Origin of the sequence: Antarctobacter albus (assembly GCF_900101505.1) — a bacterium.
Classification (GTDB): Bacteria; Pseudomonadota; Alphaproteobacteria; order Rhodobacterales; family Rhodobacteraceae; genus Antarctobacter; species Antarctobacter albus.
The window spans coordinates 31822-52950 of sequence record NZ_FMZI01000021.1 but is presented as its reverse complement, the minus strand read 5'-3'; the positions used below and the strand labels follow the sequence as shown (position 1 = coordinate 52950).

Genomic DNA, 21129 nt, shown 5'->3' with positions numbered 1-21129 from the left:
CCTTTCCCCTGCTCATAGGCGACCGACCACGCTTTCGATGCACTGTTTCATCGAGGCCGAGGTAAAGGGTTTCTTGATCATGTTGTTGAGACCCAGCCGCTTGGCTTCTGCCACGATCTCGGGCGTCGGGCGGCCGGTGACGAGGATGAAGCCCATCTTCTTCAGCGCCTGATGGCCGCGCACCGCCTTGAGCAGCCCAAGGCCATCCAACCCGGGCATGTTGTAGTCCGACAGCACCAGGTGCACCGGGCTGGCCGCCATGCGTTCGAGGGCAGCACGCCCGTCGTTTTCGGTGATGTAGTTTTTTACCCCGATGTCATCGAGGGCCTGGGTGATCAGGCCGCGGCTTGTCGCCATGTCGTCGACGACCATGACCCTGAGAGAATCCTTCATTCCCATCTTGCTCTCCTATTGCAGCGCGGGAGGCACGTTGGTGCGTGCTTTGCGGTAACTCGTGATCCCGAACCCGGTGAGGGTCTTCAGGGCCTGGCCTGTCACCCGTTCGGAATGTCCGATGAACAAGAGCCCATCGGGGTTCAGCATGGCGCTGAAGCGTTGCCAGAGGCGCCTTTGCGTCTCCTGGTCGAAATAGATCGCGACATTGCGGCAGAAGATCGCGTCGAATGGGCCACGGAAGGGCCACTCCACCATGAGGTTCAACTCGTTGAAGGTGATCAGGTCTTTCAAAGCCTGCGTCACGCCGTATGTCTTGCCGCTCGCATCGGTTGCCTTTGTCCATTTGCCGCGCATCGGCGCGGGTATTCCGGCGACATCCTCGGCCGAGTAGACCCCGTCCCGGGCCTTGTGCACGATCTTTGGGTCGATATCGGTCGCAAGGATACGCAGATCCTTGCGCGCGGCCTCCGGCACGGCCTCGAGCACGGTCATGGCGATGGAATAGGGCTCTTGGCCAGAGGAGCAGCCGGCAGACCAGATCCGCACCCTTTGACCGGAGCTTGCGCGCTCTGCCAAACCCTCTGCCAGCCGCTGTGTCAGCGTATCGAAGTGGTGTTTCTCGCGGAAGAAACTGGTGACATTGGTGGTCAGGGCCGAGATCAGTTCTAGGCGTTCGGCCTCTTCCTCGCTGCGTTCGAGCAGCGCCAGGTAGTCGGTGAAGCTCCCGACTTGCCGGGACTTGAGGCGCCGCGACAGCCGCGAGTAGACCAGCGGCTTCTTGCTCTCGGCAAGGCTGAGGCCGAACCGTTGCTGGGCAAGCTGCGCGATGGCGCGGAAATCCGCATCACTGAAGGGGATGTCGCGCGTGAAGGCGCCCGGCGGAGAGCTTGTCATGCAGGCAGTCCCTTGCCGCTTTCGACAACCGCGCCAAGGTTGACAACGCGCACCATCGTATCGTCGACCGAGATCATGCCCTGGATGCTGTTGCGCGTCGCTTCGGACTTGATATCCGGGGTTTCCTGGATCTCGCTCTTGTCGACCGACAGGATCTCGGACACCGACTCGACCTGCAGGCCGATGGTCGCGCCGTCGACGGCGGCCACGATTACGACGTTGCGTTCGTTCGCCGGTGTGGCGCCCAGGCCGAAACGCGCGGAGAGGTCGAAGATCGGGATCACGGCGCCGCGCAGGTTCATCACGCCCAGCACATCGGCCGGTGTGTGGGGCAGGGCGGTCACCGGGGTCCATCGGCGGATTTCACGGATCTGCGTGATCTCTAGGCAGTAGCTTTGTCCGCCTGCCGAGAAGGTGATGAATTCGAACTGCGTATCCGCATGCGCTTCCGCGGTCTCAGCCATGACGAAGCTCCATTCTGCTGTGCTGTGCAAAGGGATCGTTGCCCGAGGCATGTGCGAGATTGATCAGCTCTTCGGGATCGAGGATCAGGGCGATCTTGCCATCGCCCAGGATGGTTGCCGCCGAGACGCCCCGGATGGCGGCATAGTTGCTTTCCAGGCTCTTGATCACCACCTGGCGCTGGTCGTGGATCGCGGTCACCCTCAGGGCGGTCAATCCCTGCAGTTCGGTGCTGACCAGAAGGAGAATACCGGCGCCGGCGGTGTCGTCATGTCGTGAGAGGCCGAGGTTGTCGGCCACGTCCACGATCGGAACATACGAGCCGCGCACGCTGACCACCTGGCTGTCAGTGCCGACGACGTGGATGTCGCGTGGGTTTGGCCTTATGGTCTCGAGGATCGAGGAAATCGGGATGACCATCGTCTGATCGGCCACCGAGATCACGAAACCGTCCATCACGGCCAGCGTCAACGGCAGGACGATGGCAAAGGTCGTGCCTTTGCCCGGGGTCGAAGTGATCGAAACCCGCCCGCCAAGCGCATGTACCGCGTTCTTGACCACGTCCATGCCGACGCCGCGCCCTGAAAGGGCCGAGACCTCGCCAGCGGTGGAAAACCCGGGCAGGAACAGAAGGTTGTCGATTTCCGGGTCCGAAAGCTCCACGTCCGGGGGCACAAGGCCTTTCTCGATGGCCTTGGCCAGGATCCGCTCGCGGTTCAGCCCGGCACCATCGTCAGAGATCTCGATTAAGACGCTGCCTGATCGGTGCGAGGCCGAAAGGCGAATTGTGCCCACCGGGTCCTTTCCGGCGGAGTCCCTGCCATCGGGTTTTTCCAGCCCGTGGTCGACCGCGTTGCGGACCATGTGGGTCAGTGGATCGGCCAGGCGTTCGATCACGGTCTTGTCGACCTCGGTCGAGTCGCCCACGGTCACCATCTTGGCTTTCTTGCCGGTGGCGTCCGAGGCCTCGCGCACGATGCGCGACATGCGTTGGAACAGTGGTTTGACCGGTTGCGCGCGGATGGCCATGACGCCTTCCTGGATGTCGCGGGCCAACAGTTTGTAGGCCTCCAGTTCGTTGGTCAGATGCGCGACTGTCGGCAGGTCCAGTTCCTCGATCCTCTGAGAGATCATCGCCTGGTTGATGATCAGTTCCCCCACGGTGTTGATCAGTCGGTCGACCCGGTCCAGGTCGACCCTGAGGGTGGGTTTGGGTCCGCGCGGTTCCTTGCGTCGCTCACGGGGCGGACCTTCATAGGGAGGGTCCTCGTCTTGCGGTTCCGCTGCCTCGATTTCAGCTATGGGCTCTTCGGTGCCGGTCGACGGCTCCGGATCCAAAGGGGCGGTCAAAGGCCCCTCCTCGGGCCCGGTCGTGACGGAAATATCCAGATCGCACAGACCTTCGACAAATTCGAAAACCTCGTGCAGCGTGGTTTCCGGTTCGCTGCTGGCCAGCCGCATGTGCCAGGATAGGAAAGCGTCCGCGGGATCGAAGGCATCGAACTCGGGGATGCGGCTGATGTCGGCCTCGACCGTCAGTTCGCCCAGGTCGGCCAGGGCGTCGAGGATCAGCAGGGGTTCATGGCCGTTCTCGTAGAGCGCGCGGCTTGGTTCGAAACGGATATCGAAGACCCGCATGGCACTGCTGTCGTCCTCGGAGGGCAATTCGATCGCGGGGCCGTCGAAATCCAGCGTGACGGCGTCAAAGCTGAACTCTTCGGCCGCAGCCTCGTCACCGAGGTAACTGTCGAGCTCTCCGATCAGGCCGGACTCGGCCTCGTCGTCCAGATGGGTTTCGTCACGTGCGGATTCGACGAGGTCGGAAAGATGGTCGCCCGCGCGGTGAAACAGGCTCATCAGCTTTTCGTCGACCGCCAGATCGCGGTCGCGGACCTTGTCCATCACCGTTTCAAAGGAGTGGGCGAATGACACCAGCCGGTCGAGAGCAAAGGCCCCTGCGCCCCCCTTGATCGAATGCACGGACCGGAAAACGGCGTTCACCACCTCCATGTCGTCGGGGGCCTGTTCCATCTGGGACAGCCCTTCGACAAGGGCCTCCAGCAGTTCTTCGCATTCCTCGAAGAATGTATCTCTGATCGAATTTCCAGACATCTCAGCTCACATGCCCCGTCAAGCGCCGCAGGACGGACACCAGAGAGGCGTCGTCGAAGGGTTTCACGATCCAACCGGTCGCCCCGGCGTTGCGGGCGCGGGACTTCAGCTCGTCCGAGCTTTCGGTGGTCAGGACCAGGATCGGCACGTTGGTCCGGTTGGGGCCGCCGCGCAGGCTGTCGATCACGCCGAACCCGTCCATCTTGGGCATGTTGATATCCGTGATGACCACGTCCGGATCCACGTCGGGGAAGATGTCGACACCCTCCTGGCCGTCACAGGCAGAGTGAAACTCGAACCCCGCGCCTTCGAGAGAGACGCGCAGAAGATTGCGGATCGTTCGCGAGTCGTCGATTGCCAGGACTTTGGTCGTCATTGCAGCGGTTCCTTGTCGAAATGGTCGGGAGAGAGACCGAGCCTTTCGAGTCCCTCGCGAAAGCTTGGCGCCATGTCGGTGATGTCGAACGGGATGCCGTCCGTTTCCCATTGTTTCCGCGCGACCAGCAGCAGTTGCAGCCGGTGAGAGTCGAGCCGGTTGACCTCGCGGGCCGATATCGTGACCGGCATGCGCCGGGCGTTCAGCAGAAAGGCGACAAGAGGGTCTTCACCGGAGCGGGCCCGGGCCGGACCGAGGGCGTGGAAACTGATGTCTGACATCGCGGGTATGCATCCTTCGTGGCACGGGTGTGGGCCTTGAAACGGCACATCTGACACTCGGCAGGAATAAGGATGCTGCCTTAACAAAGGGTTCCAATCTCCCGTGGAGGCCGCGCGACCATCGGGTCGACGCGACGCAGGACCGTGCAATTTCATGGATGAGGAAGGCAACTGATTGAAATGAAAAAAGAAAATTGGCACCCACAACTAGATCGTGGCCGATCCCCTGCGTCGCCTTAAAGCCGACAATTCGAGCCATCCGCCCGCTGTTCGACGTCGACCCGTTTTGCACATGGCCCGGCCATGTAGTCCCGGCCAGTCAAAGCGCGTCAGGCCCTTGCCCCCGTATAGGGCGCCGGGGTCTTTTGTTTTGCCGCGCCGCGAGGCACCTTGTAACGGTCCAAAGGAGGCCCCAGATGCGTCTTGCCAGTCTGCCCCCCTATTCCTGGCGCGCCGATCCGCGTGTTCCGGTCTTTGACGAGACCCGTATCCTTGTGGTGATGGACGGGGACTGCGGGCTCTGCTCGGCGACCGCGCGGCGCATAGCGCGGCTCGACAAGGCGGACCGGGTCCGCATCTGTACGACCCAGACCACGCTGGGGCAGGGGCTGATGCGCCATTTCGGCCTTGATCCGGACAACCCCGATAGCTGGCTCATGGTGCAAGACGGTCGGGCCCGGGCCGGTTTGGACGGGGCGATACAGTTGTTCCCGCAGCTTCATGCGGGCTATGCGCCGCTCAAGGCCCTGCGCCTGCTGCCCGCGCCGCTGCGCGATTGGCTCTATGCCCGTGTTGCCCGCAATCGGTATCGCATTTTCGGCCGCGGACAGGTCTGTGCCTTGCCGGACGAGGCCCTGCGCCGAAAGCTGATCGGGTGACGCCCTATGCGCAAGTGCTGGGGGCGGACCTGGACCGTCTGCCAACGCCCTGCCAGGCTTTGCACCGTGCATTCGGCCGTTTCGAAGGGCGGATCACCGTAGAGCCGGGGCCGTTTCTGGTATTGCGTATGCTTGCGCGGCTGATGGGGCTGCCCGCGGCGACCCCCGATGCCCCTTTGGTGCTGGAAACAGCGCCCACCGAAAAAGGGGCTTGTTGGACACGCAGGATCGGGCCTCAGTGCATGATGTCACAACAGCGCGCCATGCCGGATGGCACATTGGCCGAACAGCTTGGCCCGGTGACATTGGCGGCCAGGCTGGTGCCCGATGGTGCGGGGCTGCGCCTGGAAACCGCTTGGGTGCGATTTCTGGGCCTGCGATTGCCGCGCTTCTTCTGGCCGGGGATGCAGGCGCGGGAATGGGCCGAAAGCGGGCTCTATCGGTTCGAGATCGACATCAGGCTGCCGGTTCTGGGTACGCGGCTGATCGCCTATTCCGGCTGGCTCGATCCGTTGGCATCCTGATCGCCTGAACGCCGGTCCAGTTCCTCGAACAGGCGCTGTTTCGCGGCAAGATAGCGCGCACCCAGGCTGGCGGCCTTGTTTCCCGGCAATTGTGCCAGCCGGTCGGGATCGGAATTATCGCTCAGATCGGCCAGTTTGACCCGGATGGCCGAGACAGTGCCTTCGCGCGCCAATCGCTCGATCCGCTGTGCATAGGTCATCCCCGGGTCCGGCGATTTCGTCACCGCCTGGACCGTGCCGATCACCTCGGGCGCATAGCCTCGCGCGGCAAGATCCGCCGCGGTGACCTCCGTGTCCTCAAGCACATCATGCAGCCAGGCGGCATGGCGCTCGACGGTGCTGGCATCCGGGAACAGCCGCAGCAGATGGCGCGACACCCGGACGAGGTGTCCGACGTAGGGCTGGCCGGCCTTGTCCTGCTGCGTTGCGTGCCAATGCCCGGCCCAGGCGGCGCTTTCCTCCAGCGAGGGGTGCTGTTGACAATCCGATCTGCGTGACGTGGCCATCCAGCGTCCTCCAATGGCGGGGCTTGCCGCGGCTTGTGCCCCATTGCCGGGGCCAAGTCCGCGTCCCCTGCCGAAATCTTCGCCTGCAATGGTGGGCGATGCAACTTGCACGCGGTTGTCACATTGCCCCGCTATGCCGGGGTTACAGGGCGAGCAGGAGGCCATGAATGCACGGCAAGGATGTGCACCTTGAAAGCGTCTCAATCACCTTTCCGAACGGGATCACGGCGGTGCAGCCTACCGATATGTCCATCGAAGCCGGCGAGTTCTTTTCGATTCTCGGCCCCTCGGGCTGTGGCAAGACGACGATTCTGCGCACCATCGCCGGGCTCGTGGCCCCAGGCGCCGGTCGTGTCCTGATCGGGGGAGAGGACATGGGACGGCAAAGCCCCGGTGACCGGCCCACGGCCCTGATCTTTCAGACCCTCGCGCTGTTTCCAGGAATGAGCCTGCGCGACAACGTGGCCTTCGGGCTGGAAGCGCGAGGGATGCCGCGCCGCAAGCGTCATGCCCGGGCCGAGGATCTGCTGCACCTGATGGGGTTGGATGACAAGGCGGACAAGAAACCTGCCGAATTGTCCGGAAGCCAACCTCTGCGCGTCGCCATCGCCCGCGCCCTGGCCGTCGAGCCCGCGGTGATGTTGCTGGACGAACCTCTTTCGGGACTGGATCGCACGCTGCGCCGCGACATGCGGGCCGAGTTGCGCGAGACCCAGAAACGGACCGGCATCACCTTCATCTATGCCACCCGTGACCCGGGCGATGCATTGGTTATGTCCGATCGTATCTCGGTGATGAACCGGGGGCGGATCGAGCAGGTGGGATCGTCGGACGCCATCTATTCCAACCCCAAGACAGCCTTCGCCGCCAGTTTCGTGGGCGAGGCAAACCGGCTGCCGGGCCGCGTGACCGATGCTGCCGCAGGGCTTGCCACGATCGAGACCGGGCTGGGCCGGTTCCGCGCCCGCAACCCCTCGCAACTGGATGCGGGCGCGCGGGGGATCCTCTTTGTCCGCCCCGAGGCGATGGAGCTGAACCGCAATGACAACGCGGTCAGCGCCGTTCTTGTTCGCCGGGACCTCGAAGGCCCTTTCGTGACCCTGCATTTTCAGGCCGGCGGTCAATGTCTCTCGGTCTGTCAGAGCACTCCCGGCGAAACCGCCTTGCCGATGGGGGGCAGTGCCAGCCTCGGTTTCGATCCCACGGCCGCGCTGATCCTGCCGGCGGGAGAACTCTTTGACGCCGGACACGGGATTGCGGCGGAATGAAAAGCCTGCTGCGCGGCGTCGGCCCAGCCCTGACGCCCCTCTGGGCCCCTGTCGTGACCGTCTGGGTGGGACGGCTCATTGAGGCGCTGCAGCTGACCTTGCTGGACCGGTCGCTGGCGTCTGCGCCAGTGCAGGTCAGCAGCCATCCAGCTATCGAGGAAGCCCCCCGGCCTGACCATCCGTAACTTCGCGGCCTTGATACAGCCCGAACGGCTTGCGATGACATCCGAAACCCGGGATCTGGAAGAGGCGGCGCTGGATCTTGAAGCGTCGCATCTGCGGGTGTTCTTTCGCTTCACCCCGCCGTTTCTGGCGCCCGCGCTGGCCGTGGGGACGGCGATTGACGGCACCGCTTCGACGGAAAGCTACACGCCCACGATGTTTGCAAAGGGGGGCTGCACGCTGGCGACAGAGATCGGCGAGATCACACGCCGCCCGGGCGGGCCCTTGCCGGGGGGAGATGCCTTGGGAACGGTTATCCTCATGTTGACCGCCGGATTTTCCGCGCCCATGCAGTCTTATGGCATCGTGAGAGCATTTGATCTGCGAAACTCGCCCGGTGTCGTGATCCGTCGTTTCCAGGCAGGGCTTTTTTGCAGGCGCCTTGCCCGTTTGGCGGGCAATTGCGTCCGCCATGCTGCGATGCAGCTTGGATGTGATGCGTGCTGCGCCGGGCCTGTGGCAGTGTGGGGCCACCAAGGGGGAGGAGACCAACCGCACAAATGCGAAGGAGTCCTCCCATGTGCCTGACCGCCGAAGCTCTGGCCCTGTTCCTCAACCTGCTTGCCCCGCAGATCATCGAAAGCAGCCCCGGACGTTATGTCGTCAATGCAACCGACCGCGAGGCCCATTGGGTCGCGGTCGGGGAAAGGTGGTGCACGATGGCGCCACAGATCGACCGGATGGAACGCTTCGCGTCCCTGCACGAGGACTGACCCACGCCGATTGTTACCAGAGCTGCGCAGGGGCCAGCGGCTTGCCGTTGCGGTTCAGGGCGTCGCGCATCCGCAGCCTTGCGTGGCCAGCAGCGACAAGCGCGCGGCAATTCTCCAGCCCGGCAGCCAGCCAGGCGGCGCTTTCCCGCGTCAGCACCCGGCGGGCAAGGCCGGCTTCGCCCGCGTCCAGCAGGATCTCGGCACTGCGCAGCACCTCCGGCAGCTGCTCCGCCAGTCGCGCCTCCATCAGGCGCCAGTGATCCCAGACCTCGCGCAGCAATGCTTCGTCCTGGAAGGCAAGGTGCATCAGGCGCTTGAACTGGTAGACCGCGCTGTCGGCAACCTCGATCCCCTGCGGCACATGGCTGACGGTATCGGGGTCCTTGTCCTCCTTGCGGCGGTCGAGAAAGCGGTGCGCCTCGCCCGTGGTCAGGTAGCGATGCTGGGCGTATTCGTCTGGCACCTCTGTCTGGCCAAGGAAGACCGGCACCAGCGGTGCCGTCACCGGGCCGACCGGCGCATGCCACATCATCCGCAAGTCCGGATGCGCAGGGTGGACCAGCGGCACCACCTGCCCATAGCCCGCCGTATCGCCGGTCAGGACTTCTGTCTGGATCGCCCAGCAGACATCCGCGAAGGTGATCGGCCCGGCCTCTGCCCGCTTGCGCATCTCGGCCTCGACCCAGGCCACGCCCTCCCACGGACCCTTGCCGTCGCCGTAGATGGCGTTGACGTCAAAGGGTGCGCCGGAGGCCGGATCGTACCAGCCCAGGTCGACAGCAGTCCGGATGAAGTGATCCGGGTAGAGAAATGTCTCGTCCGGCTGCAATGGCACCACGCCGACATAGCCGGGGCGAGAGGCACGGATGTCGTCTGCCCCCAGCCGCTCCGCCACCCAGAGCCCCTTGCCGCCCGAGAACTGGATCACCACCCAGGCCTCCTCCGGGTCGGCGATGATATGCGAATTGCCGCCGTAGCAGGAATAGCCGTGCTCGGCGATCAGCGCCGCCATGATCTCGACCCCTTCACGGGCGGTGCGGGCGCGTTCGATCACGATGCGGGCGAGGTCGGAATAGTTTGGGCCGGTCTGGTCCTGCGGCGTCATCTCGATCAGCGCATCGCAGGAGGTCGACCAGATGTCGCGCACCGCCACACCGTGTTCGTTCAGCCCGCCGTTGGTGATCGGCGCGGGTACGCCCAGGTAATAGCTGTAGCTGACGCGCAGGTGGCGGGCGGTCTGCGGGGCCTGCGGGATCTGTGTCCGGTGGCCCGGCATGTCGCTGTCCGGGCCGACCCCCACGGTGATGCTGCTGCCCGGCGCATGGTCTGCGCGGTCCACGATTTCCAGCCAGTGGCTGGAGGGCTCGTCACCGTATCCGGCCAGCCATGCATGTCCGTCGGCCGTCAGGTTGCGGCCGATGTAGATCCCGTAACTCATGCGGTCTCCGTCAGGTCAGAAGTTGTGCTCAGGGGAAACAGGCAGGCATGCCTGTGGTCCGGCGCGATATGAATGTGTTCAGGTTTCGCCCGGCGGCAGGCCTCCTGCGCCAGCGGGCAGCGGGAGGCGAAATCACAGCCCTTGGGGCGGCGCAACAGGCTGGGCACCTCGCCCTCGATCGTGGCCGAGGGCGGGCGCCTGCGGTCCGGATCGGGTTGCGGGACACCCTCGACCAGGGCGCGGGTATAGGGATGCGCGGGCCGGGCAAAAACCTCGGCCGCCGGGCCGTCCTCGACGATGCGGCCAAGGTACATGATGGCAATGCGGTCGGCGATGTGGCGCACCACCGGCAGGTTGTGCGTGATGATGAGGTAACTCAGCCCGTGTTCCGCCTGCAGGTCGGCCATCAGGTTCAGGATTTCGCCCTGCACCGAGACGTCCAGCCCTGCCGTCGGTTCGTCGGCCACGATCAGGCGCGGGTTCAGCGCCAGCGCGCGGGCCACGCCCACCCGCCGGGCCTGTCCGCCCGACAGTTCGTGCGGGTATCGCGACAGGAAACTGCGCGGCAGGCGCACCATATCGGCCAGCCGTTCGGCCTCGGCATCCAGGTCGCGCCCTTGGGCGCCGTGGATCACCAGCGGTTCGGTGATCAGCGCCCGCACGGATTTCCGCGGCGACAATGAGCCGACAGGGTCCTGGAACATCATCGCCATGTCCCGGCGCAGCGGCTTGAACCGCGCTTCGGCCATGCCGGCGATCTCTTGCCCGTCGAACCGCACGGACCCGCCGGAGGCGCTCTGCAGATTGAGGATCGTGCGCCCCAGTGTCGTTTTGCCGGAACCGCTTTCACCCACAAGGGCCAGCGTCTCGCCGGGCTGCAGGTCCAGGCTGACGTCCAGCACCGCGTCGACGAAGGGATCGGAAACACCGTTCATCCGCGCCTTGAGCGGCCCCATCGTGCGAAAGCGGACATTGAGGTCATGAACGTCCAACAGCGGTGGCGCGTCGTTGCGCACCTTGGCCGGGGCAAGCCCGCCAAGATCGCGGCCGACCGTGACAACATCGGCGGGCGGTGGCCAGGAGGCATCGGCAAGAGGCCCCTCCAGCAAGTGACAGCGCGCCATGCCACCGCCACGCGCCACCTGCGGCGGGGCGACCCTGGCGCAATCCGGCATCGCCTTCTGGCAGCGGTCGGCAAAGATGCAGCCCGGCAGCGGGCGGGTCAGGTCGGGAATGTCACCCGGGATCACAGGCAGCTTGCGCGAGACCTCGGCGATCCGCGCCGGGTCGCATTCCAGCAGCGCCCGCGTGTAAGGGTGACGCGCGTTGTGAAAGATGTCGTGGACCTCGCCGGTCTCGACCACTTCGCCCGCGTACATCACCACCACGTCGTCACACATCTCGGCAATGAGCCCGAGGTTGTGAGACACGACGACGATGGTGGTATCGAAATCGTCGCGCAGGCCTCGCATCAGCCCGATCATCTGCGCTTCCATCGTGACGTCCAGCGCCGTGGTCGGCTCATCCGCCAGCAGCAGGTTCGGCCCGGTCAGCATCGACATGGCGATGCCCGCGCGCTGCCGCATACCTCCGGAAAACTGGTGCGGGTAGGCATCGACGCGGCTGTCCGGATCGGGGATGCCCACGCGGCGCAGCATGTCGACCGCGGCCTTGCGCTTGTCCGCCTCGGACATGGACCGGCGATAGAGGATGTCGGACATCTGTCGCGCGTAGGGCAGCACGGGGATCTGCGAAGTCATCGGATCCTGAAAGACCACGCTGATCTCTTCGCCCCGGATGGCGCGCAGCCCCTCGGCATTCAGTGTCAGCAGGTCGCGGGCGCCATATTCGACACGGCCCGCCGTCACCTCGGCATTGCCCGCCAACAGGCCCAGGATGGACCACAGGATCGTGCTCTTGCCCGATCCGCTTTCGCCGACGATGCCCAGGATGCGGCCCCTGCGCACCGGAAAGCTGATGTCGCGCAGCGCCTTGACCCGGCCCCGGTTGGTGCGGAAGTCGAGCGTCAGCCCCTCGATGTTCAAAAGAATGTCGTTGGTCATCTGTCTTGGTCCCTCACCGGCCACGGCCCATGCGGGGGTCAAAGACGTCGCGCAGCGCCTCGCCCAGGAAGGTAAAGCCCAGCGTCGTCAGGATCAGCGGGATGCCCCCGGCGATCACCATCCAGGGCGCGTCGCGGATCACCAGGTAGCCTTCGTTCAGGATGGTGCCCCAGCTGGCCTGGGGTGGCAGGACGCCGATGCCCAGAAAGCTCAGCCCCGCCTCGATGGACACCACCACCGGCACCTCCATCGCCGCCAGGATCAACAGCGGGCCGATCACGTTGGGCATGATGTGCTGGAACAGGATGCGCGGCGTCGAGGCCCCCAGCGAGCGTTCCGCCAGGATGAATTCCGTATGGCGCAGCGCCAGAGTCGCGGTGCGGGCGACGCGGCCATAGCTGGGGATCGTGGTCAGGATCACGATGGCCAGCACGACGGTCAGGCTGGGTCCGGTCAGCGCCACGGTGGCCAGTGCCAGGATCACCGCCGGAAAGGAGCGCACCGCGTCGAACATCAGCAGCATCAGGTTGTCCAGCCAGCGCGGTCCGTAGCCCGCGATCATGCCCAGAACCAGGCCGATGCTCAGCGAGGCCGAGACGCCGATGGCCGAGATGTACAGCGCCACGCGTCCGCCGTGCAGGATGCGCGAGAAGGTATCGCGTCCCAGTTGGTCGGTGCCCGCGATATGCGGCCAGGTCGGCCCGGACATCCGCGCCGGAATGTCCATCGCGTTGGGATCGTAGGGCGCCAGCCAGGGCGCGAAAAGCGCGCTGGCAAAGAACAGCACCACCAGCACAAGACCGACCATCGCCTGCCAGTCGCTCAGGAAGCGCCACAGCTTTTCGCGCCGCTCGCGGCTGGCGCTTTCACGGGTTTCGGCGGGGGCGGCGGGGTCAGAGAGAGGAGCGGACACGGGGATCAAGCCAGGCAATGAGAAGGTCAGAAATCAGGACGACGAGGATGTAAAAGCCAGTGGCCACCAGCACGCCCCCCTGCACGATGGGAAAGTTGCGATCAGAGACCGCGTCAAAGATCATCTTGCCGACGCCGGGCCGGGCAAAGATGATCTCGGCGAAGACGGCAGAGGAAATCAGCCCGCCAAAGCCCATGCCGATCAGCGTGATGGTCGGCAGGATCGCCACCCGCAGCGCATAGCCCAGCACCACGCGGCGCGGCTTCAGCCCAAAGGCGCGGGCGGACCGGATGTAGGGCTCTCCCATCACTTCCAGCATCGAGGCGCGCACCATCCGGGCCAGGTAGCCGACCCAGCCCAGGCCAATGGCGAAGGCGGGCAGCACAAGGTGGCTCAGTTGGTCCGCCAGGTCACCCGGCTCTCCGGCACCGATGGCGGGCAGCCAACGCAGTTCGAGCGAGAAAAGAAGCAGCGCCCAGATCGACACCAGGAAAGAGGGCACGGCGATCATGCCGACGGAAAAGACGCCCGTCACCCGGTCCAGCCAGGACCCCGGGCGCACCGCGGCAAGGCAGCCCAGCGGCACCCCCAGCAGCACGGCCCAGCCCATGCCGGTGCAGATCAGCGCCAGCGAAAAGCCGATGCGTTCCCCGATCACCGAGGTCACGGCCCGGTTGGAGAAGACGTCCTGCCCCAGGTCGCCCTGCACCGCATTGCCGAGGAAATAGACGAACTGCGTCAGCACCGGTTTGTCCAGGTGCATCCGCGCCGAGTATTCCGCGATAGCCTCTGGCGAGGCGCGGGTGCCCAGGGCCAGGATCGCCGGGTTGCCCGGGATCATGTGCAGCATGGAAAACAGCAGCAGAAGCACCGCCATGACGACAAGTGCCGCAAGGCCCAGACGCTTGAGAAGATAGGTGAACACGGCTGAAAGGCGCTCCGGTATTGGGGCCGGTCGGGTGTCCCGCGCCGCACATGGGCGCGGCGCGGGACGATGGAAGGGGCGGGATCAGACCTGCCGGAACCGATGGTAGTTCAGCTCACCCGAGGGGGCCGCCACGACCTCGATGTCGGTGCGGTGGGCATAGGTCTCGGGCTCGTGGTTGATCCAGACATAGGCGCCCGTTTCGTCCATGATTTCCTGCATGCGGAAATAGATCGCCTCGCGCTTTGCGGTGTCGGTCTCGGACAGGCCTTCGTCATAGAGGCGGTCGAATTCCTCGTTGGTCCAGCGTTCCCAGTTCCAGACGCCGACCTGTTCCGAGATGAACCACTGGGTGGCTTCATACGGGTCAGGCACGGTGGCAAAGCGCATCAGCCAGAGTTCCAGCTCTTCCCAGGTGTCTCCGGCCTCTTCCATGCCCATTTCCCAGAACGGGCCGCTTTCCATAGGCAGAATCTTGACCGTGATACCGACCGCGGCCAGGTTTGCCTGGATGATCTGCGCGGTCAGCAGGCGTTCCTGCCAGTTCAGCGTCCGCAGGGTCAGTTGCAGGCCGGAAACACCGGCCTCTGCCAGAAGTTCGCGCGCCCTGGCCGGGTCATAGCTGTAGCCGTGCTCTGACCGCGCGCCCAGAAGACCGGGGCAGACGATGCCGTGCGACGGCGCCGAGGTGCCCGCGAAGGCGCCGGCCAGGATGCTGTCCACGTCCACCGCATGCTGGATCGCCTGCCGCACCTTGAGGTCCTGCAGCTTGGGGTGCTGGGTGTTCATGCCCATCCACATGTATTGCAGCTGGCCGGCGGTGGTGATCGCCGTGTTGTCCGGCATTTCCCGCGAATACCGCGCCAGGCTATCGGGGCCCAGTTCGGTGCAGTCGATCTCGCCTGCCTCGTAGGCCAGTTCGGCGGCCTGTACCTCGGTGATGACATGGCAGACCACGCGGTCAAAGCCCGGGGGCGTGCCGGTCCATTCCGGGTTGCGGTCGAACACCGCGCGCTGACCGGGGGTCGCGCTGTAGGTGTAGGGGCCGCAGACCGCCGGGAATTCCGTGGTGAAACGCCCGCCCGCCGCCTCTGTCGCCGCCTCGCAGACGATTGCGCCAGGGCCGTGGCACAGCGTGACCATGATGAAGGGCGCAAAAGGCTTGTTCAGCACCAGCGTCCCGGTCAGTTCCCCCGTGACCTCGACGGTTTCCAGTGCGTCGAAATAGCCCGACCATTCGCTGTCCTTCATGCGGGCATAGGAATAGGCCACGTCCGAGGCCTTGAGCGTGCCGTGCCCGCCGGACCAGACCAGCCCGGGTGCCAGCTCGAACTCGATATGCGTGTCGTCGACATATTCCAGCCGTGTCACATGCGCCGTCGGCTGCCAGCTGAAGGTGTCGCCGTCGCGGACGTATTCGGCCAGGAAGGGCAGGCACTGTTTCTGCGCCTCGATCTCGGTGCCGCCGACCATGTAGCCGGGGTCGAGGATCGAGTTGTCGCCGTCCAGCCGCAGGTTCAGCACGCGCCCTTCCTGGGCGCGCAACATGCCCACGCCACCGGGAAAGATCCCCGCCGCGCCAAGGGCCGCGGCAGAGGTCATGAAGGTGCGTCGCGTCGTTTTGCTGAGTGTCAAGATGATCGCTCCTGTTGGGGTCCCAACGCCGGGCATGCGGTTTCGGGCGATGCTCCGACGGTCTTTGCAACTCTTTTGTGACGCGAAGGATGAGCGAGTGCCCCGCGCAAGGCAATTTCGCTACCTTACGCGACTTGACACTGTGGTTGCGTCAGTATGCGATAGGGGCATGTCCAGCTTCAGCTCCAATCTCACGCTCGCCTGCAGCTATCACCGCTCCATTTCCGAGGTCTGCCGCCGGATAGGCATCAACCGGCAGCAATTCAACAAGTACCTGAACGGGCAGGTTCACCCGTCGCGGCACAACATGCGGCGGATCTGCGATTTCATCGGCGTGACGGAATCCGAGATGCTGATGGACGAAAGCCGCTTTGCCCAGGTGATCGGGTTGCGCCGCCAGCCACTGGACAAGCCGCAGCTGGAATTACCGATGTTTCACCTGGAAACGCTGTTGGCCCGAAGCAGCCCCGTGGATCGCTACGAAGGCTATTATTTCCGCTACTTCTATTCCTTCGGGAACAAGGGCAGCATCATCCGGTCTTTGGCGCGGATCGTGGTCCGCGACGGGCGCGGCTATTTCAAGAACGTCGAGGTCCTGCGCGATCCGGATAGCCGCCGATGGATCCGGACCAACAAGTATCAGGGCGTGCTGTTTCAGCTGGCGGACCGCATCCAGTTGTTCGAGTACGAGACGATGGAGATGAACTCTGTCACGCAGATGACGCTCTATCCCAGCTACCGCAGCCGTTTGGATTACCTGCTGGGCATCCAGACCGGCGGGCCAACACGGCGCGGGCGCAAGCCAGGCGCCTCGCGCGTGGCGCTGGAATTTCTCGGGACCGACATCAGCGTGCCCCGGGCCATGCGCCAGACCGGGCTGTTCCATCCCGACGACCCGGCGCTGCGGCGCGAGATCGTCGAGGCGATCGGCAACCGGATCGATCCGGGCGCCTATGTTCTGGAAATCGACGAGCCCTGAGGCGGAATGGGGCCCGGCGCCATCGCGGCGCCGGGCCCGGGTCTGGGATCAGGCCGCTGCGGCGCTGTCCGGGGCGAACCGTCCGTAAAAGCTCTGGGTCTTTTCGGCCATTTCGCGCAGCAGGGCAGGGCAGGTGAACCGGGGTCCATGCGCCTCGGCCAATTGGTCACAGCGTTCGGCCGCATAGGGCGCACCGATCATGTCCAGCCAGCTCAGCGGGCCACCCGACCAGGGGGCAAAGCCCCAGCCCAGGATCGCGCCCACGTCGCCCTCGCGGATGTCCTCCAGCACGCCTTCCTCCAGCGCGCGCACCGCCTCCAGAGACTGCACGAAAAGCAGGCGGTGCTGCACCTCGATCAGGTCGGGCTGCTCTTCGGCTTGCGGATAGCGCGCCTTGACCACCTCGGACAGGCCGGTACGCTTGCCCTTCTCGTCGTAGTCATAGAACCCGGCCTTGGCCTTGCGACCCAGCCGGCCCTCGCCTTCCATCCAGAAGATCACCTCGTCGACCTCGCCGTCGGGATAGGCATCACCCATGCCCGCCTTTGTCGCGCGGGCGATCTTGGCGCCTAGGTCGATCGAGGTCTCATCCACCAGTTGCAGTGGCCCCAGTGGCATCCCCACCATCTTGGCGGCATTCTCGATCAGGGCGGGGGACACCCCTTCCTTGACCATGCGGATGCCTTCGTTGATGTAGGGGATGATGCAGCGGTTGGCGTAGAAGAACCGCGCGTCGTTGACGACGATGGGTGTCTTGCGGATCTGGCGCACGAAATCCAGCGCCTTGGCCACCGCGCGGTCGCCGGTTTCCTTGCCCTTGATGATCTCGACCAGCATCATCTTTTCGACGGGTGAAAAGAAGTGGATGCCGATGAACTGCTCTGCGTTCTTCGATGCCTTGGCCAGCTCGGAAATCGGCAGGGTCGAGGTATTGGTGGCAAAGATGCAGTCCGCATCTGTCACCGCGTCTACGGCCCTCGTCACTTCGGCCTTGATCTTGGGATCTTCAAAAACCGCCTCGATCACGAGGTCGCAGCCCTTGAGCGCGTCGTAATCGGTGGTTGCCGTGATCCGGCCCACCATCTCGTCGGCCTTCTCCTGGGTGATCTTCTTTTTCTGCACCCCCTTGGCGGCGTAGTCGGCGCTATAGGCCTTGCCCTTGTCGGCGGCCTCCTGCTTCTGGTCTAGCAGCACCACCTCGATCCCCGCCTGCGCGCTGACCAGCGCGATCCCTGCGCCCATCATGCCCGCGCCCAGAACGCCCAGTTTCCTGACCTTCTGGTCGGGCACATCGGCGGGCCGCACGGCGCCTTTCTCCAGCGCCTCCTTGTTGATGAAGAGCGAGCGGATCATGGCCCCCGAAGAGGGGTTCATCAGCACGTTGGTGAACCAGCGCGCCTCGATCTTGAGCGCGGTGTCAAAGGGCACCAGCGCGCCCTCGTAGACCGCCGACAACAGCGCCTTGGCCGCCGGGTACACGCCCTTGGTCTTGCCGTTCACCATCGCGGAGGCGCCAACAAAGGTCATGAAGCCCGCCGGATGGTAGGGCGCGCCGCCGGGCATCTTGTAGCCCTTGGCGTCCCAAGGTTTCACGATGTCCTTGTCCGTGGCCTGAAGCACCCATTCCTTCGCCGCCGCCAGCGGATCCTCGACAACCTCGTCGATGACACCGGCCGCCTTGGCCTTTTTCGGGTCGTTCAGCTTGCCCTCCAGCAGCAGCGGAGAGGCCGCCATCGCGCCCATCTTGCGCACCAGCCGCGTTGTGCCGCCCGCGCCCGGAAAGATGCCGACCATGATCTCGGGCAGACCGATCTTGGCCTTGGGGTTGTCCGCGCAAAAGATCCGGTGCGTCGACAGCGGGATTTCCAGTCCGATGCCCAAGGCGGTGCCGGGCAGGGCGGTGGCAATGGGCTTGCCGCCCTTCAGGGTCTTGGGGTCCATGCCCGCGCGCTCGATCTTGCGCATGATGCGGTGGGCATTCATGATCCCGTCGAACAGGCCCCTGGCCGGATCGTCGCCCGCCATGTCCTTCATCCTGGCGATGACCTTGAGGTCCATCCCCCCGGCAAAGCTGTCCTTGCCCGAGGTGATGACGACACCCTTGACCGCATCGTCGGCCAGCGCGGCGTCAATCAGCTGGTCCAGTTCGTCCCAGGCCTCCAGCGTCATCACGTTCATCGACTTGCCGGGGCAGTCCCAGGTGATGACGGCCACGCCATCGGCGCCGGTTTCCATCGTGAAATCAGTCATGCTCACTCTCCAGTGTCTTTCGGGGGGCGCCCGGTCCAGTCGTGGTGGCCACGGGCGTTGAGGATTGCCGACATGCGCCATCCTTCGGGATCGGGATGCAAAAGCGCCGTCGACGTGTAGGGATCGACCATGCGGGTGCCGTTACGCATCAGGTGCGTGCGATAGGTTGCAAGGACGGTGCCGTCCTCGCAGTGTTCGACACCCAGCGGTTCGCGATGGACGAAATTCAGGCCCATCGCCTTGACCGCCTCCAGGTAGAGGCGAAAGTTCCGGACGATGTCGCCGTCGGATTTCAGCGTGACCGGGCCAGCGCCGGTCACCATGCTGAACGGCAGGCGAATGCGCGCCCGCCATCTTGCAATCTGCCCGCTCATGAAGGGCGCAGAGATATCGTCAATGAACTCGGCGAAATCGCTGTCGGTGAATAGGGCAGAGATCATGGATCTGTCACCTCGCCACCGTCCCGGCGCAGAAAACGCATGTCGCCGTCCGCGACCTCGACCTTCAGGTCGTGGTCCGGGTACCAGCCGGTTTCCCGCTCTGTCCGGGTGCCCACCACCACGAAGGCGCCATCGGCCTCCGACCGGTTGACGATGTGGTGCCCGTTCGGATCGCCTGCCGGAAAGGCACAGCAATCGCCGGGCGCAAGCGGGGTCTCACCGTGATCGTCCACCAGCGTCAGCGCGCCCTGGGTGACGACCAGGAATTCATCCTGTCGTTCGTGCCAGTGCCGCAGAGAGGACATGGCCCCGGGCGCCAGCCGCACCAGGTTCGCGCCGAACTGGGTCAGCCCGGCGGCATCGCCCAGCCTTTGCTGGCTGCGGCCCGCCATCGCCGCGTCGTGCGGAGGCGGGTAGGATGAGCCTGTCCTCACAGGCACGGTGAAAAGGTCGATTTTCGGCATCAGCTCTCTCCCTTGTCGGGCTGGGCCTCGCGGCGCCGCAGATGTTCCATCAACTGCGGGCCGACCATCGTCAGGTCGCTGTTCCGCATCTGGCAGTTCAGGTCCAGCGCCATCCAGTCGTCCCCCTGCAGTTCGATCAGCTGCTCGCAGGGGGAGCGCTCCATCAGGTAAGAGCCGCCGCGCAGCAGGTAGGTCCTGTGTTGTCCCCGGATGCGCTGGCCGATCGGGTCGGTGAACTCTGCCTTGATGCAGATGCGGTGATATTCGGTCGTTCCCAGCCGCCGGAGACTGTCAGGTTGTTCGCGCAGCATGACCAGCAGGTCTTCCAACCGCTCGATACGTTGCGAACTGTCCTGGGTGTGAACCGCGCAGGGCTCCGCGAAGAGACAGCCGATCCTGTCGAGGTCGCCGGCAAAGAACATCCGGCTGCCCACGTCCAGGTTTGCCTGGTAGATTTCCGCAGCACTTTGCACCGTCATACCCGTTCTCCCGGACCGTAACCTTTCGCGTCCCCCGGTCCGTCCGGCAGGGTCATGTGACCGATCGGATGCATGACCGAGGTCATGCGCCAGTTGAGGTCGGTGCCCATCTCGATGCTCATGGCGCTCTTGTAGGCGGGGATGACCAGTTGTTCCGCGCTCAGGATATGGGTCCGATAGGTGCCGTGGATCCGTTTTTCGCCGATGATCTCGGCGGACTGGACGCGGCGCACGATGTCACTGACCGATTGCACCCGCAGCCGCGTGACCGAGCGGCTGAAATCCTCCTGCATCTGCTGGATGTCCGAGATCAGCATGGCACCTTCGCTGGCCTGCAGGAACAGTGGCAACTGGACCGCTGCCATCAGCAGGTCGAACCTGTCTTCCATGTAGGCCCGCGTCACCCGGTCCAGGTGGTTCTGAAAGATCGCTTCGGCCGCGCCACCGGCGCCCTGCGCCCGATAGGGACCACCACCGCTCAGCAGAGCCTGCCCGTGGGCGCTTTCCGCGGAAATCGTGTATTGCGTCCCACCGATCAGCCACCGCTCGCCCTCGCGCAGGAGGCGCGACATGGTCAGGATCGGCGTGTTCAGCAGCTTGCCCGATTTGGACAGCATATGCGTGACATGGCAGCTGCGTATCTCGTCCGGGCCGTCGAACAGGGCGACCTCGATCCAGCGGTCCAGACGGTGCAGCCCGATTTCTGCGTAATGCGCCTGGATCTGATCGAAGGTCCGGCGCAGGTCCTCGTCGCTGCGCAGGGTGCGGGTTCCGCCGATTGTCGCAATGGCCTGCGGCAGTCGGAAATTTCTGCGGAACAGCTCGAAATCGCCGGTGGTCAGCGCATCGCCCGTGGCCGCCAGAAGGCTGGCGGCCACGTCGTGCGCGGTATCCGGCGACAGGTTCATGGG

The 21129-nt window shown here is 64.7% G+C and carries 23 protein-coding genes; 6 read left to right on the top strand and 17 right to left on the bottom strand.

All coding sequences use genetic code 11. The features are described 5' to 3' along the window. Nucleotides 1-12 precede the first annotated feature (12 nt). From BLQ71_RS24065 to BLQ71_RS24040, 6 genes are read right to left on the bottom strand one after another with little or no spacing between them, the layout of a single operon-like run. Nucleotides 13-399: a response regulator gene (locus BLQ71_RS24065; RefSeq protein ID WP_043146077.1), complete on the bottom strand. Its 387-nt coding sequence runs from the start codon at nucleotides 397-399 to the stop codon at nucleotides 13-15. 9 nt (nucleotides 400-408) lie between these two features. Further along, complete coding sequence (locus BLQ71_RS24060; RefSeq protein WP_074623543.1) at nucleotides 409-1290, bottom strand: CheR family methyltransferase; 882 nt, start codon at nucleotides 1288-1290, stop codon at nucleotides 409-411. Further along, nucleotides 1287-1754: a chemotaxis protein CheW gene (locus tag BLQ71_RS24055; protein WP_074623542.1), complete on the bottom strand. Its 468-nt coding sequence runs from the start codon at nucleotides 1752-1754 to the stop codon at nucleotides 1287-1289. Before BLQ71_RS24055 ends, BLQ71_RS24060 begins: the two co-directional genes overlap by 4 nt. Next, nucleotides 1747-3864, bottom strand: a complete 2118-nt coding sequence (locus BLQ71_RS24050) for a chemotaxis protein CheA (RefSeq protein WP_074623541.1) — start codon at nucleotides 3862-3864, stop codon at nucleotides 1747-1749. Before BLQ71_RS24050 ends, BLQ71_RS24055 begins: the two co-directional genes overlap by 8 nt. 1 nt (nucleotide 3865) lies before the next feature. Beyond that, nucleotides 3866-4240: a response regulator gene (locus BLQ71_RS24045; RefSeq protein WP_043146082.1), complete on the bottom strand. Its 375-nt coding sequence runs from the start codon at nucleotides 4238-4240 to the stop codon at nucleotides 3866-3868. After that, nucleotides 4237-4521 (bottom strand): STAS domain-containing protein, encoded by a 285-nt coding sequence (locus BLQ71_RS24040; RefSeq protein WP_043146084.1) that lies wholly within the window; start codon nucleotides 4519-4521, stop codon nucleotides 4237-4239. Before BLQ71_RS24040 ends, BLQ71_RS24045 begins: the two co-directional genes overlap by 4 nt. A gap of 416 nt (nucleotides 4522-4937) precedes the next feature. Here BLQ71_RS24040 and BLQ71_RS24035 point away from each other — a divergent pair, with 416 nt between their 5' ends. Next, complete coding sequence (locus BLQ71_RS24035) at nucleotides 4938-5399, top strand: thiol-disulfide oxidoreductase DCC family protein (RefSeq protein WP_074623540.1); 462 nt, start codon at nucleotides 4938-4940, stop codon at nucleotides 5397-5399. Next, a complete protein-coding gene (locus tag BLQ71_RS24030; RefSeq protein WP_074623539.1) occupies nucleotides 5396-5923 on the top strand; it encodes a DUF4166 domain-containing protein in 528 nt (175 codons plus the stop codon). Before BLQ71_RS24035 ends, BLQ71_RS24030 begins: the two co-directional genes overlap by 4 nt. Here BLQ71_RS24030 and BLQ71_RS24025 read toward each other — a convergent pair. Next, complete coding sequence (locus BLQ71_RS24025) at nucleotides 5890-6429, bottom strand: HD domain-containing protein (protein ID WP_074623538.1); 540 nt, start codon at nucleotides 6427-6429, stop codon at nucleotides 5890-5892. The two genes, BLQ71_RS24030 and BLQ71_RS24025, sit on opposite strands and share 34 nt — an antisense overlap. 167 nt (nucleotides 6430-6596) lie before the next feature. On the opposite strand from BLQ71_RS24025, the gene BLQ71_RS24020 reads away from it, so the two are divergent. From BLQ71_RS24020 to BLQ71_RS24005, 3 genes are all read left to right on the top strand, one after another. After that, nucleotides 6597-7697: an ABC transporter ATP-binding protein gene (locus tag BLQ71_RS24020; protein ID WP_074623537.1), complete on the top strand. Its 1101-nt coding sequence runs from the start codon at nucleotides 6597-6599 to the stop codon at nucleotides 7695-7697. 219 nt (nucleotides 7698-7916) lie between these two features. After that, nucleotides 7917-8447 (top strand): ABC transporter permease subunit, encoded by a 531-nt coding sequence (locus BLQ71_RS24010; RefSeq protein ID WP_074623535.1) that lies wholly within the window; start codon nucleotides 7917-7919, stop codon nucleotides 8445-8447. After that, a complete protein-coding gene (locus BLQ71_RS24005; protein ID WP_074623534.1) occupies nucleotides 8438-8632 on the top strand; it encodes a hypothetical protein in 195 nt (64 codons plus the stop codon). The genes BLQ71_RS24010 and BLQ71_RS24005 overlap by 10 nt, the downstream gene beginning before the upstream one ends. Before the next feature lie 13 nt (nucleotides 8633-8645). Here BLQ71_RS24005 and BLQ71_RS24000 read toward each other — a convergent pair whose 3' ends face one another. From BLQ71_RS24000 to BLQ71_RS23980, 5 genes are all read right to left on the bottom strand, one after another. Continuing rightward, complete coding sequence (locus BLQ71_RS24000; protein WP_074623533.1) at nucleotides 8646-10070, bottom strand: C69 family dipeptidase; 1425 nt, start codon at nucleotides 10068-10070, stop codon at nucleotides 8646-8648. Next, nucleotides 10067-12133 carry a dipeptide ABC transporter ATP-binding protein gene (locus tag BLQ71_RS23995; protein WP_074623532.1) on the bottom strand — a complete coding sequence of 689 codons (2067 nt, stop codon included), beginning with the start codon at nucleotides 12131-12133 and terminating at the stop codon, nucleotides 10067-10069. Before BLQ71_RS23995 ends, BLQ71_RS24000 begins: the two co-directional genes overlap by 4 nt. Before the next feature lie 13 nt (nucleotides 12134-12146). Beyond that, a complete protein-coding gene (locus BLQ71_RS23990; RefSeq protein WP_074623558.1) occupies nucleotides 12147-13046 on the bottom strand; it encodes an ABC transporter permease in 900 nt (299 codons plus the stop codon). After that, nucleotides 13027-13971 carry an ABC transporter permease gene (locus BLQ71_RS23985; protein WP_043146099.1) on the bottom strand — a complete coding sequence of 315 codons (945 nt, stop codon included), beginning with the start codon at nucleotides 13969-13971 and terminating at the stop codon, nucleotides 13027-13029. Before BLQ71_RS23985 ends, BLQ71_RS23990 begins: the two co-directional genes overlap by 20 nt. Before the next feature lie 84 nt (nucleotides 13972-14055). Continuing rightward, on the bottom strand, nucleotides 14056-15606 hold the full coding sequence (locus BLQ71_RS23980) for an ABC transporter substrate-binding protein (protein ID WP_157923342.1): 1551 nt from the start codon (nucleotides 15604-15606) through the stop codon (nucleotides 14056-14058). Between the two features lie 169 nt (nucleotides 15607-15775). Between BLQ71_RS23980 and BLQ71_RS23975 the strand changes: the two genes are divergently transcribed. Then, nucleotides 15776-16585, top strand: a complete 810-nt coding sequence (locus BLQ71_RS23975) for a helix-turn-helix domain-containing protein (RefSeq protein WP_074623530.1) — start codon at nucleotides 15776-15778, stop codon at nucleotides 16583-16585. Nucleotides 16586-16633: 48 nt separating this feature from the next. On the opposite strand, the gene BLQ71_RS23970 is transcribed toward BLQ71_RS23975, so the two are convergent. The 5 genes from BLQ71_RS23970 to BLQ71_RS23950 are packed head-to-tail and all read right to left on the bottom strand — an operon-like array spanning nucleotide 16634 to nucleotide 21126. After that, a complete protein-coding gene (locus BLQ71_RS23970; protein ID WP_074623529.1) occupies nucleotides 16634-18835 on the bottom strand; it encodes a 3-hydroxyacyl-CoA dehydrogenase NAD-binding domain-containing protein in 2202 nt (733 codons plus the stop codon). A gap of 2 nt (nucleotides 18836-18837) precedes the next feature. Further along, nucleotides 18838-19275, bottom strand: a complete 438-nt coding sequence (locus BLQ71_RS23965; protein WP_074623528.1) for a hypothetical protein — start codon at nucleotides 19273-19275, stop codon at nucleotides 18838-18840. Further along, nucleotides 19272-19739 carry a cupin domain-containing protein gene (locus BLQ71_RS23960; RefSeq protein WP_074623527.1) on the bottom strand — a complete coding sequence of 156 codons (468 nt, stop codon included), beginning with the start codon at nucleotides 19737-19739 and terminating at the stop codon, nucleotides 19272-19274. Before BLQ71_RS23960 ends, BLQ71_RS23965 begins: the two co-directional genes overlap by 4 nt. After that, the gene (locus BLQ71_RS23955) at nucleotides 19739-20218 is read right to left on the bottom strand and encodes a hypothetical protein (protein WP_074623526.1); all 480 of its coding nucleotides are present in this window, start codon (nucleotides 20216-20218) and stop codon (nucleotides 19739-19741) included. Before BLQ71_RS23955 ends, BLQ71_RS23960 begins: the two co-directional genes overlap by 1 nt. After that, complete coding sequence (locus BLQ71_RS23950; protein WP_069209706.1) at nucleotides 20215-21126, bottom strand: hypothetical protein; 912 nt, start codon at nucleotides 21124-21126, stop codon at nucleotides 20215-20217. Before BLQ71_RS23950 ends, BLQ71_RS23955 begins: the two co-directional genes overlap by 4 nt. Between the last annotated feature and the right edge of the window lie 3 nt (nucleotides 21127-21129).

Excerpts from the sequence above, each read along its gene's own strand:
- BLQ71_RS24065 (WP_043146077.1), bottom strand. The coding sequence starts at position 399 with ATGGGAATGAAGGATTCTCTCAGGGTCATGGTCGTCGACGACATGGCG.
- BLQ71_RS24060 (WP_074623543.1), bottom strand. The coding sequence starts at position 1,290 with ATGACAAGCTCTCCGCCGGGCGCCTTCACGCGCGACATCCCCTTCAGT.
- BLQ71_RS24055 (WP_074623542.1), bottom strand. The coding sequence starts at position 1,754 with ATGGCTGAGACCGCGGAAGCGCATGCGGATACGCAGTTCGAATTCATC.
- BLQ71_RS24050 (WP_074623541.1), bottom strand. The coding sequence starts at position 3,864 with ATGTCTGGAAATTCGATCAGAGATACATTCTTCGAGGAATGCGAAGAA.
- BLQ71_RS24045 (WP_043146082.1), bottom strand. The coding sequence starts at position 4,240 with ATGACGACCAAAGTCCTGGCAATCGACGACTCGCGAACGATCCGCAAT.
- BLQ71_RS24040 (WP_043146084.1), bottom strand. The coding sequence starts at position 4,521 with ATGTCAGACATCAGTTTCCACGCCCTCGGTCCGGCCCGGGCCCGCTCC.
- BLQ71_RS24035 (WP_074623540.1), top strand. The coding sequence starts at position 4,938 with ATGCGTCTTGCCAGTCTGCCCCCCTATTCCTGGCGCGCCGATCCGCGT.
- BLQ71_RS24025 (WP_074623538.1), bottom strand. The coding sequence starts at position 6,429 with ATGGCCACGTCACGCAGATCGGATTGTCAACAGCACCCCTCGCTGGAG.
- BLQ71_RS24020 (WP_074623537.1), top strand. The coding sequence starts at position 6,597 with ATGCACGGCAAGGATGTGCACCTTGAAAGCGTCTCAATCACCTTTCCG.
- BLQ71_RS24010 (WP_074623535.1), top strand. The coding sequence starts at position 7,917 with ATGACATCCGAAACCCGGGATCTGGAAGAGGCGGCGCTGGATCTTGAA.
- BLQ71_RS24005 (WP_074623534.1), top strand. The coding sequence starts at position 8,438 with ATGTGCCTGACCGCCGAAGCTCTGGCCCTGTTCCTCAACCTGCTTGCC.
- BLQ71_RS24000 (WP_074623533.1), bottom strand. The coding sequence starts at position 10,070 with ATGAGTTACGGGATCTACATCGGCCGCAACCTGACGGCCGACGGACAT.
- BLQ71_RS23995 (WP_074623532.1), bottom strand. The coding sequence starts at position 12,133 with ATGACCAACGACATTCTTTTGAACATCGAGGGGCTGACGCTCGACTTC.
- BLQ71_RS23975 (WP_074623530.1), top strand. The coding sequence starts at position 15,776 with ATGTCCAGCTTCAGCTCCAATCTCACGCTCGCCTGCAGCTATCACCGC.
- BLQ71_RS23970 (WP_074623529.1), bottom strand. The coding sequence starts at position 18,835 with ATGACTGATTTCACGATGGAAACCGGCGCCGATGGCGTGGCCGTCATC.
- BLQ71_RS23965 (WP_074623528.1), bottom strand. The coding sequence starts at position 19,275 with ATGATCTCTGCCCTATTCACCGACAGCGATTTCGCCGAGTTCATTGAC.
- BLQ71_RS23960 (WP_074623527.1), bottom strand. The coding sequence starts at position 19,739 with ATGCCGAAAATCGACCTTTTCACCGTGCCTGTGAGGACAGGCTCATCC.
- BLQ71_RS23955 (WP_074623526.1), bottom strand. The coding sequence starts at position 20,218 with ATGACGGTGCAAAGTGCTGCGGAAATCTACCAGGCAAACCTGGACGTG.
- BLQ71_RS23950 (WP_069209706.1), bottom strand. The coding sequence starts at position 21,126 with ATGAACCTGTCGCCGGATACCGCGCACGACGTGGCCGCCAGCCTTCTG.